13 protein-coding genes are annotated in these 15,161 nt (G+C 47.5%); 12 read left to right on the top strand and 1 reads right to left on the bottom strand.

All coding sequences use genetic code 11. The features are described 5' to 3' along the window. The first annotated feature begins 22 nt into the window (after window positions 1–22). The 12 genes from CWC33_RS04170 (at window position 23) to envZ (ending at window position 13,647) form a co-directional block, all read left to right on the top strand. Window positions 23–313, top strand: coding sequence for a hypothetical protein (locus CWC33_RS04170; RefSeq protein WP_100690898.1), 291 nt, complete (start codon window positions 23–25; stop codon window positions 311–313). A gap of 17 nt (window positions 314–330) precedes the next feature. Continuing rightward, complete coding sequence (locus CWC33_RS04165) at window positions 331–783, top strand: MBOAT family O-acyltransferase (RefSeq protein WP_100690897.1); 453 nt, start codon at window positions 331–333, stop codon at window positions 781–783. Between the two features lie 110 nt (window positions 784–893). After that, a complete protein-coding gene (locus CWC33_RS04160; RefSeq protein WP_100690896.1) occupies window positions 894–1,793 on the top strand; it encodes a lipid kinase in 900 nt (299 codons plus the stop codon). Window position 1,794: 1 nt separating this feature from the next. After that, window positions 1,795–2,235: a DUF2383 domain-containing protein gene (locus CWC33_RS04155; RefSeq protein ID WP_100690895.1), complete on the top strand. Its 441-nt coding sequence runs from the start codon at window positions 1,795–1,797 to the stop codon at window positions 2,233–2,235. 103 nt (window positions 2,236–2,338) lie between these two features. Continuing rightward, window positions 2,339–3,523 (top strand): GGDEF domain-containing protein, encoded by a 1,185-nt coding sequence (locus tag CWC33_RS04150; RefSeq protein WP_100690894.1) that lies wholly within the window; start codon window positions 2,339–2,341, stop codon window positions 3,521–3,523. Window positions 3,524–3,590: 67 nt separating this feature from the next. Further along, window positions 3,591–4,016, top strand: a complete 426-nt coding sequence (locus CWC33_RS04145; protein WP_100690893.1) for a helix-turn-helix domain-containing protein — start codon at window positions 3,591–3,593, stop codon at window positions 4,014–4,016. Between the two features lie 244 nt (window positions 4,017–4,260). Beyond that, the gene (locus CWC33_RS04140; protein ID WP_157803476.1) at window positions 4,261–5,274 is read left to right on the top strand and encodes an efflux RND transporter periplasmic adaptor subunit; all 1,014 of its coding nucleotides are present in this window, start codon (window positions 4,261–4,263) and stop codon (window positions 5,272–5,274) included. Continuing rightward, on the top strand, window positions 5,267–8,491 hold the full coding sequence (locus CWC33_RS04135; RefSeq protein ID WP_100690891.1) for an efflux RND transporter permease subunit: 3,225 nt from the start codon (window positions 5,267–5,269) through the stop codon (window positions 8,489–8,491). The genes CWC33_RS04140 and CWC33_RS04135 overlap by 8 nt, the downstream gene beginning before the upstream one ends. Then, complete coding sequence (locus CWC33_RS04130; protein WP_232709838.1) at window positions 8,481–11,072, top strand: EAL domain-containing protein; 2,592 nt, start codon at window positions 8,481–8,483, stop codon at window positions 11,070–11,072. The genes CWC33_RS04135 and CWC33_RS04130 overlap by 11 nt, the downstream gene beginning before the upstream one ends. Then, window positions 11,072–11,494, top strand: a complete 423-nt coding sequence (locus CWC33_RS04125; RefSeq protein ID WP_100690890.1) for a potassium channel family protein — start codon at window positions 11,072–11,074, stop codon at window positions 11,492–11,494. Before CWC33_RS04130 ends, CWC33_RS04125 begins: the two co-directional genes overlap by 1 nt. Before the next feature lie 102 nt (window positions 11,495–11,596). After that, window positions 11,597–12,322: an osmolarity response regulator transcription factor OmpR gene (gene ompR / locus CWC33_RS04120; protein ID WP_157776086.1), complete on the top strand. Its 726-nt coding sequence runs from the start codon at window positions 11,597–11,599 to the stop codon at window positions 12,320–12,322. Further along, window positions 12,322–13,647 carry a two-component system sensor histidine kinase EnvZ gene (gene envZ, locus CWC33_RS04115; RefSeq protein WP_100690889.1) on the top strand — a complete coding sequence of 442 codons (1,326 nt, stop codon included), beginning with the start codon at window positions 12,322–12,324 and terminating at the stop codon, window positions 13,645–13,647. The genes ompR and envZ overlap by 1 nt, the downstream gene beginning before the upstream one ends. Here envZ and sthA read toward each other — a convergent pair. Beyond that, window positions 13,628–15,046, bottom strand: coding sequence for a Si-specific NAD(P)(+) transhydrogenase (gene sthA, locus CWC33_RS04110; protein ID WP_100692267.1), 1,419 nt, complete (start codon window positions 15,044–15,046; stop codon window positions 13,628–13,630). The two genes, envZ and sthA, sit on opposite strands and share 20 nt — an antisense overlap. Window positions 15,047–15,161 lie beyond the last annotated feature (115 nt).

The following is a 15,161-nucleotide window of genomic DNA, read 5'->3' as shown; positions in this document are numbered from 1 at the left end:
CCACGACTAAAGGAATAAAGCCATGAGAGAAATATTACAACAAAAAAACGCCTTTGCCTGGGTCTTACTGACGACCTGCTGTCTTCTATTTATCCCGCTGGTTGCCATGCAGTTTAGCAATGATGTTCACTGGGCTCTCTCCGATTTCGTGATAATGGGTGCGTTATTGTTAGTGGTTGGCTCTTCACTAATACTTCTCGCTCGAAAGCTGTCCAAAAAACAATTCCAGCTTGCAGCCATTGTTGTCTTAATGGGCTTGATTTATGTTTGGGCTGAGCTGGCTGTCGGTGTCTTTTTCTCGTTCGGCAGCTGATATTTAGGAAGCGGATTATGCAAAATGCCATGTCATTATCGCGTTATGTTAGGAAAAGGAATGGGGTGTCGTTAGGCGCAAAAGGCTCTATGCGGAATATGCTGCATCGCTCTTTGGGCGCTAGCTCGTTTCCTGTTTTTTGGCATTACTGGAACCCAATATGGGGCTATTATTTATCGCGTCATGTGATGAGACCAATGGGCTCATTCGCGCCGGGTTGGCTGGCTGTTTTTATAACCTTTCTTGTGAGTGGTTTTGTACATGATGTCGCCGTTTCTCTTGTGAAATGGAAACTTGTTGTATTCTTTACTCCCTGGTTCGGCCTAATGGGTCTGTTGGTTATTGCTTCAAAGGCGCTATCAGTCTCTTACGGCTCCTTTCCGTGGGGTGTTCGCGCAAGTATCAATGTACTTGTTATTAGTACGACGCTAACAGTCGTTTATGCTGCAGAGCACCTATTTTATCACTAGATTGAGCCGGCCTCAGCACCCTCAATAGCGTAAAAATTCCGTCAGTGCTTTGAAGCTCCTCTGCAAAGCCCTTATAGTGAAATCAACACTTACTAAAAACGGACTGAACAATGCAGCATGCGCTGTTAGTGGTGAACCCGAAAAGTCGTGATGGTCACGCTGACGAGCTTGACGACGCTATTGCCTTATTTAGAAGCGCTGGCGTTGAAGTAGACGTGTGTGTTACGGAAAGTCCTTCGGATATGGTGTCCTGCATTGAAAATTATGACAAGGAAAACGGTGTCATTATAGTCGCCGGTGGCGACGGGACCATTAGTGCAGCGTTAGAGCCAGCCCATAAATACAATCAGACCCTGGCGATTTTGCCGATGGGCACGGCGAATGATTTAGCGCGTTCGTTAGGCGTCCCGCAGGATGTTGTGCAAGCAGCCCGGGTTATTGCGAACGGCAAGCGTGAGCGCATTAACCTTGCGAAGGTGAACAGCCACTATTTTGTGAATGTGGCGCATATTGGGCTGGGTGTAGAGGTCACGCATAAGCTTACCTCGGACATGAAAAAGTACCTTGGAGTGTTCGCGTATCTCGGCGCCTTTATTCGAGTTATTAAGCGTAATAAAAGCTTCAGGGTCACTATAACCGCCGACGGCGACGAAGAGCGCTTAAGAGCAATTCACTTGGCGGTGGGTAATGGTCGCTTTTACGGTGGCGGCAATATTGTGGACGAAGACTCGACGCTGTTAGACGGACAACTGAACTTATTTTGTTTGAAGCCTCAGCGCTGGTGGCAGTTGCTGTTACTGGGTTTTAATTTGAGAAATGGTAACTTGCGGGTGGCCGAGCGTGTGGTGTGTAAGAAAGTCAAAAAAATGAGTGTTAAGACGTCAAAACCTAAGCAGATTCATGCCGATGGTGAACACAAAACCGATACGCCCGCTGAATTTGAGGTGATACCGAAAGCAATAGAGGTTATTGTGGGCGATATGCCAAATTCAACGAAGAGCAAGGAATAATATGCCGATTTTACGCACAGATGATCAGGCCGATAGCATCGAAATTCTAAAGCTGATTGTTGAGACCAAGGACTACTACCGCGAAATAGCGAGTGTGCTGGAAGACGGTGAGTTGGCGAATAAATTGGAAGCCATCGCTGACGAACGAGCGTCTTTTATTAAACCGTTTGAGAATGTTGTAAAAGAGCTGGGTGAGTTGCCGGCCAAACCGGACCCCGACAAAACGTTGATGCAGGTTATTCAAGGTGAACTGACAAAGTTGTTCTCGGTCGATGCGAAAAACGCGATTTTAGATAAGTGCTTGCAGGAAGATGAAGCGCTGGAAACTGCCGTAAAAAACACCCAGTTGGGCCAACAGTCTGCGGAATACCAAACGTTGCTTGATGAACTGACTAAGAATATTAGCGATACGAAAAAGACGGTTCATGCGTTGAAAGGGTAATGTTTTTGTTTGTAAAACGTTAAAAAATACTGCAAAGCGACGAAAAAAAGGTCAAAATTAGCCATTACTCGTTCAATTGAAACTGCTTTAGCAGGGAAAGCATTTGTCACAACAACAAGAACAAAATGACATACATTGGCTAACGGGTCAGTTTTGCGATAGGCAAAAAGAGCTAAATTACCGATATTTTATTGCTCCCAACGTTCGCTCTGACGCGCGGTTGGCGTTAATTCTGGCGTCTGCTATTTTTGCCATGTTCGGCATTACCGACTACAACCTTCTCGGGCTTACCCAAGAGTATTACTTGCTGCTGGCCATGCGCATTACGGTGGTGAGCTCGTGTTTAGCAATAGCGTTTATTATTGGTAAAGCCGGTGGTTATGCTAAAAAAGCCTGGCTACACGCAGTGCCGCTTTGGATTTTTGCTATAGGTATTATTCTTATTGTGCCACTGCGTCCGGAGAGCATTGGCACTCAGGTTACTGCCATTGTAGTTGCTTTAATCGCGTTCTATTTGCTGATTCCTAATTTATTGACGGTAGCGGCGCTGGCGAGCGCGTTTGTGAGTATTACCTTTTTGGCAGCCGCGATGATGTATGCCGGGGTGAGTGCAGAAGGCGCTGTTCGGATAGGTCTGTTAATTGCAATGGCCAATATCGTCGGCTACTCGTCACTTCGGCGTTTAGAGCGGTTGCAGCGAAAGCAATATGCGTTACTGAATGAAGAGCGCGATCAAAACCGGGACTTGCATCAGGAAATTAAGCACCGCAAGTCGCTGGAGGCTCAGCTTCGTATGGTGGCAGAACGTGACACGCTAACCGGTGTGGACAGCCGAAGTCACTTTATGAAGCGGGCGGAAGCTCTGCTGCAACGGTCTCGGTTGGAAGGTGCGTCGTTTTGTTTGTTCATGATAGACGTCGATCATTTCAAGAAAATTAATGACACTTGGGGTCACACTCGTGGCGACGTCATTCTGACCAAAATAGCCGCAGTATGTCAGCAGTCACTTCGCCCAACCGACATTATTGGCCGCTTTGGTGGTGAGGAATTTGTTGTCGGTTTGCCCCATACAAGCCCTGCTGATGCCACTGTCGTGGCCGAGCGCTTAAAGCACAATGTCGAAGCACTCTCTTTAGACAATGAATTTAAAGACCTGCAACTGAGCGTGACCATAGGCGTTGCTGTTGCCACTCCGGAAGACGACCTCGATGCACTCATTACCCGCGCCGACAACAGACTGTATGAAGGCAAGCGTGACGGGCGGAACAGGGTGGTGGCGTCATTATGACGCACTGCTGTCGTTACCGACAGTGCCGTAATTTCGGTAGGTTAGCCCCTCACCGAGGAGTAGAATAATGATTATAAAAACACTTCGTAAAAAAAGAGGATGGTCTCAGGACCACTTGGCGACACTGTCTGGCTTAAGTCTTAGAACTATTCAACGTGTTGAAGCTGGTCATGCGGCGAGCATGGAAACCATCAACTCACTCTCTTCGGTGTTTGAAACTGATATTACAAAGTTAACTGAGGAGATTGACGTGATTGATAAAGATGCAGAATCCTGGAAAGAAGCACCACTATGGGTTCGTATGGGCGTGTGGGGTATTCGTAAACGAAGCGCGGTTTTAAGGTGGGAGCTAGCCTGTTTTATTATCGGTTTCTTAGGCTTGGTGGGTGTGTATTTCCATCCTTTCCTACTAATCTTTTTAGTATTTTGGGGCTCTGCCTACTGGTATGCCGTTTCTATTCGCTGGATTGATGGTAAGAAGTTGTGGCTATAACTTCGAGCGCCTATTTGTTTACCCAATTACAGTTTCAGGCCCTGCTTGTGCCGGGTCTTATATGCCTGATGCTGGCAGCTTTGTACCGTTTGCACTACAAACGTACCCGCGAAATTTGAGCCTTCTGGTAACTCGCCTAACTTCCTGTTCCATCAACAAATTTGACCTATTTGAAGCCTCTATTACACTTGATGCAAGTAGTGTTACTATCGTAGAAACTCAACTACACATTGCGGTGAACGTCATGAAAACGGAAATTTTTAAGTCGGCACTATCGACGCTTTTAATGGCAGGCCTATTAGTGGCTCCGACTGTGGCCCAAGAGTCCTTCACCGTAAAAAAACAGACAATCAATGAAGCGTTAAGTCTGGAAGGCGTGGTTGAAGCTATCAATCAAAGTACTGTGTCTGCCCAAACCTCAGGAACTGTTGTTGAGCTCCCGGTGGATGTTGACGACGCGGTATCTGCTAACCAGCTCATTGTGAGGCTGGATGACACAGAACAAAAAGCGCGACTTAATAGAGCGGAAGCGAATTTAGAAAGCGCTCAGGCGACATTGAACGATGCGCAAAAACGTTTTAAGCGCATTAGCGAGCTGTATGAACAGAATGTCGCTTCAGAAGCCGAAAAAGACGAGGCAGAAACGCAGCTAGAAACTAGAAAAGCTGGCGTCTCTGACGCAAAAGCAGCGGTGGAAGAAGCTCAAAAGCAGTTAAGCTACACAGAGGTTCGAGCACCATACGCCGGTATTGTTACTGAACGCTTTGTTGAATTAGGCGAGTCAGTTCAACCGGGTCAGCCGCTTATGTCGGGACTCTCACTGGAGCAGCTAAGAGTCGTCACTGAATTACCTCAGCAGTACGCGACTTATGTACGCAACAATCGTGACGCTGACGTTGTGACTAATAACGGTCGAGAATTGTCGATTGCCTCTATGACTTTTTACCCTTACGCAAGTGAGCAGTCACACACATTCCGACTGCGTTTGAACTTACACGATCCCGAAGGCGCCTTATTCCCTGGTATGTTGGTAAAAGTGAAAGTGGCGGTTGGTGAACGTAATGCCTTGCTTGTACCCAAAAACGCTTTATTGATAGAAGGCGAATTTCGGGGAGTGTATGTTTTGGGGGAAAGCGATACGCCTCAGCTGCGGCAGGTGCGCGTTGGTGAACGCACAAACGGTCAAGTGGAAATACTGGCCGGCTTAGCCGAAGGCGAGCAAGTTCTCGCGTCTGCGGAGGCTATGCTCGATGAGTAACAGCGATAAAAAGCTGGGACCGTCCGGCGTTATCGCCGATATTTTCCAGCGTTCTGAACTCACACCACTGATATGCCTGCTTGGCATTGTTATGGGTATTGTGGCTGTGCTCATTACCCCGAAAGAAGAAGAGCCTCAAATTGATGTCACCATGGCTGACATTATGGTGGGCTTTCCCGGCGCTTCTATGCAGGAGGTTGAGCAGCTTATCGCCATACCGGGCGAGCAAATTCTCAGCGAAATGCCGAAAGTAGAACACGTTTATTCGGTGTCGCGCGCCGGCCAGGCGGTACTGACAGTGCAGTTTGAGGTGGGCGTGCCCAGGCAAGAAGCTCTGGTTACGCTTTACAACAAGACGCAATCGAACGTTGACTGGTTTCCTCCTGGCCTGGGTGTTATGCAGCCAGTGGTGAAGCCTCGCAGCATCGACGATGTGCCGATAATGACGCTCACGCTTTACGATAAAGATCAGGTAAAAAGCGCCGAACAGTTAACGGCACTCGCTCATCGGTTGGAAATCGCGTTAAAACAGATTCCCGGCACGCGTGACATTAAAACGCATGGTGCTGCGCGTCAGCATATCAATGTGGAAGTGGATAGCAGTAAGCTTTCGGGTTACGGCCTAACCGTGTTAGACATAAAGCAAGCCATAGATGCGTCCAATACTGCGGCTCCGGAAACGCGGGTAACGCAAAATGGGTTAGCGGTGCCGTTTCAGGCGGGTGGCTTCCTGCAGTCAGTCGACGATATGAAGTCTTTAGTGGTAGGTACCGCAAAAGGGCGTCCCATTTATCTTACCGATGTTGCTTTAGTTAAAGACAGCGGCAGCCAACCGGTACAGTCTGTTTTAATGGGCGGTTTAGACGGAGAGCGTCAGGTCTATCCGGCGGTGACGTTGGCGGTGTCTAAAAAGCCGGGCAAGAATGCCATTGATATAACCAATGCGGTTCGGCAGCGGCTGGCTGAATTAGAGAACGAGCTGCTTCCTATCGATATCGAAGTGTCAGTCACGCGCGACTACGGTAAAACAGCGACCGATAAGTTTAACCAGTTAGTGTCTGATCTTATTTCTGCGACGGTTTCAGTTATATTGCTGGTGTTGCTGAGCATGGGCTGGCGCCAGGCGGTTATTGTCGGCATTGCGGTCATGGTGACCTTACTGTTCACTCTGGTATTTAGCTGGGCATGGGGCTTTACGTTAAACCGGGTTTCATTGTTCGCGCTCATTTTTTCAATTGGCATTTTAGTCGATGACGGCATTGTTATTACTGAGAACATTCACCGGCGAGTGCGCAACTCCAAAAAAGCGTTGACTGAAACCATTCCCAAAGCCGTTGATGAGGTGGGGTCGCCAACGATTATGGCAACGCTGACCATTATGGCGGCGTTAATTCCTATGGCCTTTGTCAGTGGGTTAATGGGTCCCTATATGAGCCCAATTCCTATTAATGCATCTGCCGGCATGGTGTTTTCTCAGTTAATGGCCTTTATTGTTGCGCCCTGGCTGGCGCTGCGGTTATTAAACAAAGAACGCGGCAAAGACAGTGATGATGAAAGTGACTCGGCAGCGGGTACGTCAGATAAACTCAAAGCGGTTTTCGAGAAATTATTAAGGCCGCTGTTAGGAAACAAACGCCGGGGAAGACGAGCTCTGTTTGGTGCCGGTGTTTTTGCGTTATTAATTTTGGTGATGCTGTTACCGGTGTATAAAGGTGTCATTCTCAAGATGCTGCCCTTTGATAATAAGTCAGAGCTGCAAATTGTGGTCGATATGCCAGATGATGCCGCCATGGAAGAAACACAGCGACTTCAGGTTGCGTTAGGTAATTATTTAACCACCGTGGACGAAGTGGAAAGCTGGCAAGCGTATGCGGGTACGGCATCTCCCATTAACTTTAATGGTTTGGTGCGCCAGTATTATCTGCGAAGCCAGCCTAATCAGGGTGACATTCAGGTCAACCTGAAAAATAAAGAGGAACGTGAACGAGCTTCGCACGAGATTGCTCGTGATATACGCTCGTCTTTGACCGATATAGCTAAACCTTTTGGAGCGGCAATAAAAGTCGTTGAAGTGCCGCCGGGGCCGCCAGTGTTAGCACCGATAGTAGCTGAAATTTATGGCGGGAATGCAGAGCAGCAAATTGAATTAGCTGAAACCATTTTGGCTAAAATGCCTGACGTTAGAGGGCTTGTCGACAAAGATTCAACGGTAACGGATAACGTTGACCGCTGGTTCCTGAAGGTTGACCGTCAACGAGCGGCACAACTGGGTATTTCCCAACAGCAGGTGACTCAGTCATTAACGCTGCTTATTAATGCGCAGCCAGCAGGCTACTTACATAAAGATACAGCGAAGTATGCCGTTCCCATACGGGTACAGTTAAATGAAGGTGCTAAAGCACAGAAACAGCAGATACTGTCGCTTAATGTTCGCTCACAAAACGGGGCTATGGTGCCAATATCGTCGTTTGCCTCTTTGGAGACGGAACAGTGGCAGGGCAGCCGTTACCACAAAGATTTGCAGCCGGTGACTTATGTGCAGGCAAATATGGCGGGGGAAACCGACTCACCCATATACGGCATGTTTGAGCTGGTTTCCTTAATTGATGAAATGGACAACCCACCGGAGCAGTTTTTTATCAATCAACCTTCCGCAAGCGGACCTGTTGCTATTAAGTGGGATGGTGAGTGGCAAATTACCTACGAAACCTTCCGAGATATGGGAATTGCGTACAGCGTGGGTATTTTCATGATATTCGTATTGCTGGTTGCTCAATTCCGTTCGTATTTGATGCCGTTAATTATTATGTCACCAATACCCTTAACCCTGGTGGGCATATTGCCGGGTCATTGGTTGCTTGGGAAAGAATTCACTGCCACTTCTATGATAGGCATGATTGCTCTGGCCGGTATTATTGTGCGCAACTCAATTTTGCTGGTGGTGTTTATTCGCCAACTTATCGATGAAGGGTACTCACTGGAAGATGCGGTGGTACTTTCCGGCGCTGTACGTTTAAAACCAATAGTATTAACAGCAGTATCGGCTATGATAGGTGCATACTTCATTCTGTCTGACCCTATATTCAATGGTTTAGCCATTTCGTTGATGTTTGGTCTAGCGGCATCGACGCTCTTAACCGTTCTGGTCGTTCCGCTGCTGTATTATGGACTTTATGACTATTTAGCGGACAGCAAAGGGCATAAACGTGACCGTTAATTATTTGCGACTATCCATCTTGCGTTATATCCGGTACCTGCTGATACCGCTTGCGGTGGTCAGCGCATCGGTAATGGCACAAGAGACTACGTTGAAAGTCGGTGTCTACCACAATCCGCCAAAAATTATGTTCGGTGAAGATGGCGAGCTGAGCGGTATTCACGGCGACTTATTAACGCTCATTGCAGAGCGCCATGGTTGGCAGCTTATTCCGGTTGAGTGTGAGTGGGAACAATGCTTGCGTCAGTTAGAAACTGGCGATATTGATATCATGCCGGACGTTGCTAAAACACCTGCGCGCGACGAGTGGATGTCCTTTCATAGTGAGTACGCGCTGCTCAGCTGGTCACAAATTTATGCGAGTGAAAAAGCGGGTATTACAAACGTTCTCGACCTGGATAACAAAAAGGTGGCCGTGCTGAGAGGCTCTGTTCAGCAAGAACATCTGCGCAATATTATCGCTAGTTTTGAGTTATCGACTGAATTACTGCCGGTTAACTCCTTTACTGAAGGTTTTGAAGCCGTTAATAGCCAAGAAGCTGATGCGGTAGCGACAAATCAGTTTTTCGGAAATCAACAAGTCGCCAAGCGCAAAATTGAAATGACGCCCATTATGTTTTTGCCTAATAAGTTGTACTTTGCTATGCATCAGGGTAGCGGAAGCGAGGTGTTGGCTACGATTGATCGTGATATTCGCCAGCTAAAAGCCGATAAACAGTCTCAATACTATCAAATTATAAAAAACTGGAGCTCGCAACAACAACCTATCCAAATTCCGGCCTATGTTTGGTGGCTACTCGGGTTATTAGCACTGGGGTTATGCATTGGTCTGTTATTTAATTACGAATTGCGCAAAAAAGTCCGCGAGAAAACGTCTGAGTTAAAAGAGAATAAACAGCGACTGGATATTATTTTAAGTAGCGTCGATGCGTATATTTTCATTAAAAACACTGAACTACGTTACGAATACGTAAACCAGCGAGTGGTTGATCTGTTTGGTATGGATGCGGCCGATATTATCGGAAAGGATGACTACGACTTATTTGATAAAACCACAGCCGATGAGCTGGTCGAATTGGACAAGAAAGTGCTTTCTACCCGTGAGCGTTCTGCGCAGGCTGAGGTGAATTATCTACCGGGTGATAAAACGCCACACCATTATTGGTCGGTGAAAGTGCCTTTATACAACGCCAATGATGAGTTGGTCGGTGTTTGTGGTATTTCCACTGATGTCTCCGAATACAAGCAAATGAAAGAAGAACTGGACTCTTTGGCGTACTTTGATCCGCTTACGGGGCTTGGCAACAGACGCTTTATGCTCGACAGGCTACGCCAGGGGTTAAAACGTTATGCAAAAGAGCACAGTGAAGGCGCGTTAATTCTGCTCGATATCGATCATTTCAAACAGTTGAATGACAGACGGGGTCATGGAATTGGTGACGAGCTGTTGATTCAGTTTGGTCAGCGTTTGGAACAAGAATTACGCCAGCAAGATGACGCGGGCCGCCTGAATTCTGATGAGTTTATGGTGTTTTTACAGCAGCCTCGTAATGGCAGTTATGTCATGGTGGAAGAGCTGAGAGAACGCCTCACGACCTTGTTAAATAAGCTGTCCGCACCTTATGTGCTGGATGGTGAAGAAGAGCAAGTGTCTGTCAGTATGGGCGTTGTGTTGTTGTCAGATGGCGCCTCTGAAAAAGAGATATTACAAGCCGTTGACTTGGCATTAACTCAGGCCAAAGAAGCTAACGGACCGCACTTGCAGTTCTTTAATGCAGGTTTGCAGCGACGTTTTTCTCACCAGCAGGCATTGTTATCTGCGTTAAGAAAAGCAATTACCCAAGAAACCTTGCAGGTCTATTATCAACCGCAGTACGAACGCGTGAGCGGCTCGAACCAAATAACGTGCATGGGTTACGAAGCTTTAGTGCGCTGGCATGACGACGAATTGGGCTGGATATCGCCGGGTGAGTTTATTCCGCTGGCGGAAAGTGAGGGGTTAATGCGCAGTGTGCATAAGCTCGTAGTAAAAAAAGTACTAGCGGATACACCAACGTTGCAAACCTTGAGCCCTGAAAAACCGGTGCGAGTAGCTATTAACGTTAGTGCTAGCCAGTTTAAGCACAGTAAGTTCGTTGATGACATGAACCAACAAATGAAAATTGCCGGACTTTCAGGTTCTGCCATTGAGTTGGAAATTACGGAGAGTTTACTTATTGATGATATTGAGCAAACGGCTAAAACTATGCAAAAGCTGAAAGAGTCTGGCATCACATTCGCATTGGATGACTTCGGAACGGGTTATGCATCGTTGGGCTACTTAAAAGAGCTACCGTTGAATCGCCTTAAAATCGATCAGTCGTTTGTGCAGGAGCTCACACAAGGCAGCAACGCCACGGCTATAGTACAAACGATTTTAGCCTTGGGGCGAAGCCTTGAGATGGAGGTTATTGCCGAAGGTATTGAAACCGAAGAGCAGTTAGCAACACTTGAAAAGCTTGGCTGTTCGCAATTCCAGGGCTACTACTTTTCGCGACCCGAGCCCTTGTATTCCTTAACGAATGCAAAGGAAACGACATAATGTTGGTGTCTTTTCTGTGTAACTCAATAGTTGTGGGCTTAGCGGTATTGTTCCATTACGAGGCGTTAAACCGTATTGGTTGGCTAATTACTCATATACGACTTTTCACGCAAATCCGCATAATGTTTGGTGTCTTCCTGGCGCTTATTGCACATACTATTGAAGTCGCCATTTTTGCCATCGCTTATTACCTAATGCATCATCGAGATGGCTTTGGCGATTTAACCGGCAATTTTGACGGCAGCTTTTTGGACTCGCTGTATTTTTCTTTTACGGTATTCAGTACGGTTGGCTTTGGGGATATTGAGCCAACAGGAGCGTTACGTTTTTTAACGGGTATTGAGAGCTTAACAGGGCTTGTACTTATTACCTGGACAGCATCATTCCTGTACGTTGAAATGCAACGCTACTGGCATCGATAGCGAAAAGATAACTGAAACATTTGTTAACAGAAGCTGGCTTCTCTCGTTATGTAAAGCGGTGTATCTTTATGGGCAGGCATGGCAGCTTGAGATAATAAAATTATGATGCAGGAAACACTAAAAGTTCTGGTGGTGGATGACGATGCAAGGCTTCGTAGCCTGCTGGAGCGCTATTTAACGGAGCAAAACTTTACGGTTCGTGTGGCGCAGGACTCTGAGCAGATGGACCGTTTACTGACACGTGAAAACTTCCATTTAATGGTGCTTGATCTCATGCTGCCGGGTGAAGATGGGCTGTCGATTTGTAAGCGTTTGCGGAACGAAGGTAATAATATTCCCGTCATTATGCTGACCGCCAAAGGCGACGAAGTGGATCGTATTATTGGTCTGGAGCTTGGTGCGGATGACTACCTGGCTAAGCCGTTTAACCCGCGTGAGCTATTGGCCCGTATTAGAGCGGTACTGCGCCGTCGAGGCTCAGAGGCGCCTGGCGCTCCGTCACAGGAAGATCAAGAAATAGAATTTGGCGAGTTTCGCCTTAATCTTGGTACCCGAGAAATGTTCCATGGCGACACGCCTATGCCGTTAACCAGTGGTGAATTTGCGGTACTTAAGGCCTTAGTGACCCATGCCCGCCAGCCATTGTCCCGAGACAAACTCATGCATTTGGCGCGGGGTCGTGATTACAGCGCCCTTGAGCGTTCTATCGATGTACAGGTGTCACGCTTACGCCGTATGTTAGAAGAAGACCCTACTAAGCCTCGTTATATTCAAACCGTGTGGGGACTCGGCTATGTGTTTGTGCCCGACGGTAAACTGAAAAGCTAATGAAGCTGTTTCCAAAGTCAGCGTTTGCCAGAACGGTTGCGCTGCTTGCACTGATTTTGCTGATAAACCAGGTCGTTTCTTACGTCATGGTGAGTAACTATGTGGTTAAGCCCTCCATTGAGCAAATTAATGAGCTTATTGCCAAGCATATTCGCACCATGTTTATTCCTCGCCAGCACTCACCTGAAACCGAGCGTGAGCTTATCGAGCGCTACCGGGAAGAAACAGGTATAGAGATATTCAGTGACTCAGAAGCCAGAGAAAATGGCCTGACTAGCTCTACTTATTACGGCTATTTGTCTGACGATATGAGCGCGATGCTAGATGGTGAGGCTGTTGTTCGTGTGTCGCAGGGAAGTGAATTTTTTATTTGGGTGAAGCCACCCAAAGCGCCTGACTTTTGGATACGGGTGCCGTTAGAAAGCATGCAAAAAGGACAATTTTCCCCGCTGATTATGTATTTGCTGCTTATTGGCGTGTCGAGTGTATTGGGCGGCATGCTGTTTGCTAACTGGTTAAACCGTCCGTTAAAGGCGTTGGAAGAGTCAGCGCGAAAAGTTGGGCGAGGTGAATTTCCTAAGCAGTTGGAAGAGAAAGGCGCAAGCGAAGTTATGGCGGTAACTCGTGCGTTTAACCACATGTCCAAAGGCATTCGCGAGCTGGAAAACGACCGTAACTTACTCATGGCTGGCGTTTCACATGACTTACGTACACCATTGACGCGTATTCGGCTAGCGGCAGAAATGATGCCCGAAGACGACACGCTGGCGCAGGGCATTGTTGAAGACATCGACGACATGAATGACATTATCGATCAGTTTATTGACTATGTTCGCCTTGACCAACAAGAGAAGAGCAGTCGAGAGTCACTCAATGAGCTGATAGAGCAAACCGTTGCCAACGTGCCCGACAACTGGGAAAAACATTTTGAATTGGCGTTGGGTAACTTACCGTTAGTTTGGTTGCGGCCTTTGTCCATGAAACGCGTTATTGTGAACTTACTGGAAAACGCAGAACGTTACGGTAAGCAAAATGTACTGGTCAGCTCCGGTTACGATAAAAAACAAAAAAGTGTGTGGTTCAGCGTCAGCGATGACGGTCCCGGTATTCCCGAAGAGCAACAAGCGAAATTGTTCCAGCCCTTTATGCAGGGCGATAAAGCTCGTGGTGGCGTAGGCTCCGGGCTGGGACTGGCAATTATTAAGCGTATTGTCGACCGTCACGACGGTTGCATAACATTAAAAAACCGCCCGGAAGGCGGCTTGTGTGTGCGAATAGAGCTACCGCTTCAGGCCGTCTCCAAACCTACAAAGCAAGACGATTAATACCGTTCAAGGCGGCGACTCGATACGCTTCGGCCATGGTTGGGTAGTTGAATGTGGTATTCACAAAATAGTCGATGGTGTTGCCGCCGTTTTTCTGCTCCATAATAGCCTGGCCAATGTGAACAATTTCGGATGCCCGCTCGCCAAAGCAGTGCAAACCTAATAGCTCTCGAGTTTCACGGTGAAACAGCAGTTTCAAGCAGCCAACGTCTGCGCCGGAAATTTGTGCACGCGCCAAGTGTTTGAACTGAGCACGTCCCACCTCGTAAGGCACCTTCATTTCGGTCAATTCTTCTTCCGTTTTACCAACGGAGCTGATTTCTGGAATGGTATAGATGCCGGTCGGTATATCGCTGACTAAGGCTTTGTCACTTTCGCCATTAATAATGGATGAAGCGCAAATACGTCCTTGATCATAGGCCGCGCTAGCTAGGCTCGGGTAGCCAATAATGTCGCCCACCGCGTAAATGTTGTCGACTGAGGTTTGGTAATTTTCATTGACCTCCAGCTGACCACGATAGTTTGGCTCCAGCCCGACAACGTCGCAGCTCAAGTCTTCGATATTACCCGAGCGCCCGTTAGCGAATAATAAGCAGTCCGCCGCCATGGTTTTACCCGACTTGGTTTTTAGTACCACTTTGTCGTCATAGCCGGTAATACTTTCATATTCTTCGTTATGGCGAATAACCACACCGCTGTTGCGTAGGTGGTAACTGAGAGCGTCCGATATTTCCGCATCCAGAAATGACAGTAAGCGGTCGCGTTGGTTGATCAGGTCGACTTTAACGCCCATACCACGGAAGATACTGGCGTACTCACTACCAATCACACCCGCACCGTAAATCAAAATGGTTTTTGGCTCGTGTGACAGCGACAAGACTTTGTCGGAGTCGTAAATGCGCGGGTGGTCAAAGTCAATGTCCGCGGGATGGTAAGGGCGGGAGCCTGATGCAATCACGACGTGCTGAGTAATCAGGTCATCAACGGAGCCGTCGAGTTTTGTCACACGAATACGGTTTTTGTCTAAGAATGACGCCGTACCATGTACGACAGTGACATCGTTGCGGTCATAAAAAGAGCTGCGCAGTTTTACCTGCTTGCGAATAACGGACTCTGCATAGTGCAGAATGTGACTGAAGGTCATACCGCTTTGCCAACCGGGGCCCGAAAACAGCGGGTTGTTGTTGTATTCAATCAGTCGGCTAACCGAGTGCCGTAATGCCTTTGATGGAATCGTTCCCCAGTGCGTACAACCGCCCCCAAGCGCTTTATGACGTTCAACAATGGCAACGTTATAACCACTTTTGGCAAGTTGCATTGCAGCGCCTTCACCGCCGGGACCTGTACCAATTACCACCACATCAAATTCGGTTTCTGTCTCGGGCTTTTGCGTTGTCATAATGATCACTTCTTTATTCGCTACAATGGCTTGAATACTAGCACTCATTCTAAAAACCGTAAATTCAGACTGTTTTCTGTACGCAGAGTCGTTATAGTAAAGAGAGACAATGACT

Origin of the sequence: Idiomarina sp. X4 (assembly GCF_002808045.1) — a bacterium.
Lineage (GTDB): Bacteria > Pseudomonadota > Gammaproteobacteria > Enterobacterales > Alteromonadaceae > Idiomarina.
The sequence above is the reverse complement of the archived record's forward strand: the minus strand, read 5'-3'. Positions and strand labels throughout refer to the sequence as shown.

What these genes read in the sequence shown, in the direction of transcription:
- ompR (WP_157776086.1), top strand. Translation starts at nt 11,597, where the DNA reads ATGATGCAGGAAACACTAAAAGTTCTGGTGGTGGATGACGATGCAAGG.
- CWC33_RS04145 (WP_100690893.1), top strand. Translation starts at nt 3,591, where the DNA reads ATGATTATAAAAACACTTCGTAAAAAAAGAGGATGGTCTCAGGACCAC.
- CWC33_RS04165 (WP_100690897.1), top strand. Translation starts at nt 331, where the DNA reads ATGCAAAATGCCATGTCATTATCGCGTTATGTTAGGAAAAGGAATGGG.
- CWC33_RS04135 (WP_100690891.1), top strand. Translation starts at nt 5,267, where the DNA reads ATGAGTAACAGCGATAAAAAGCTGGGACCGTCCGGCGTTATCGCCGAT.
- CWC33_RS04125 (WP_100690890.1), top strand. Translation starts at nt 11,072, where the DNA reads ATGTTGGTGTCTTTTCTGTGTAACTCAATAGTTGTGGGCTTAGCGGTA.
- CWC33_RS04160 (WP_100690896.1), top strand. Translation starts at nt 894, where the DNA reads ATGCAGCATGCGCTGTTAGTGGTGAACCCGAAAAGTCGTGATGGTCAC.
- CWC33_RS04140 (WP_157803476.1), top strand. Translation starts at nt 4,261, where the DNA reads ATGAAAACGGAAATTTTTAAGTCGGCACTATCGACGCTTTTAATGGCA.
- envZ (WP_100690889.1), top strand. Translation starts at nt 12,322, where the DNA reads ATGAAGCTGTTTCCAAAGTCAGCGTTTGCCAGAACGGTTGCGCTGCTT.
- CWC33_RS04155 (WP_100690895.1), top strand. Translation starts at nt 1,795, where the DNA reads ATGCCGATTTTACGCACAGATGATCAGGCCGATAGCATCGAAATTCTA.
- sthA (WP_100692267.1), bottom strand. Translation starts at nt 15,046, where the DNA reads ATGACAACGCAAAAGCCCGAGACAGAAACCGAATTTGATGTGGTGGTA.
- CWC33_RS04170 (WP_100690898.1), top strand. Translation starts at nt 23, where the DNA reads ATGAGAGAAATATTACAACAAAAAAACGCCTTTGCCTGGGTCTTACTG.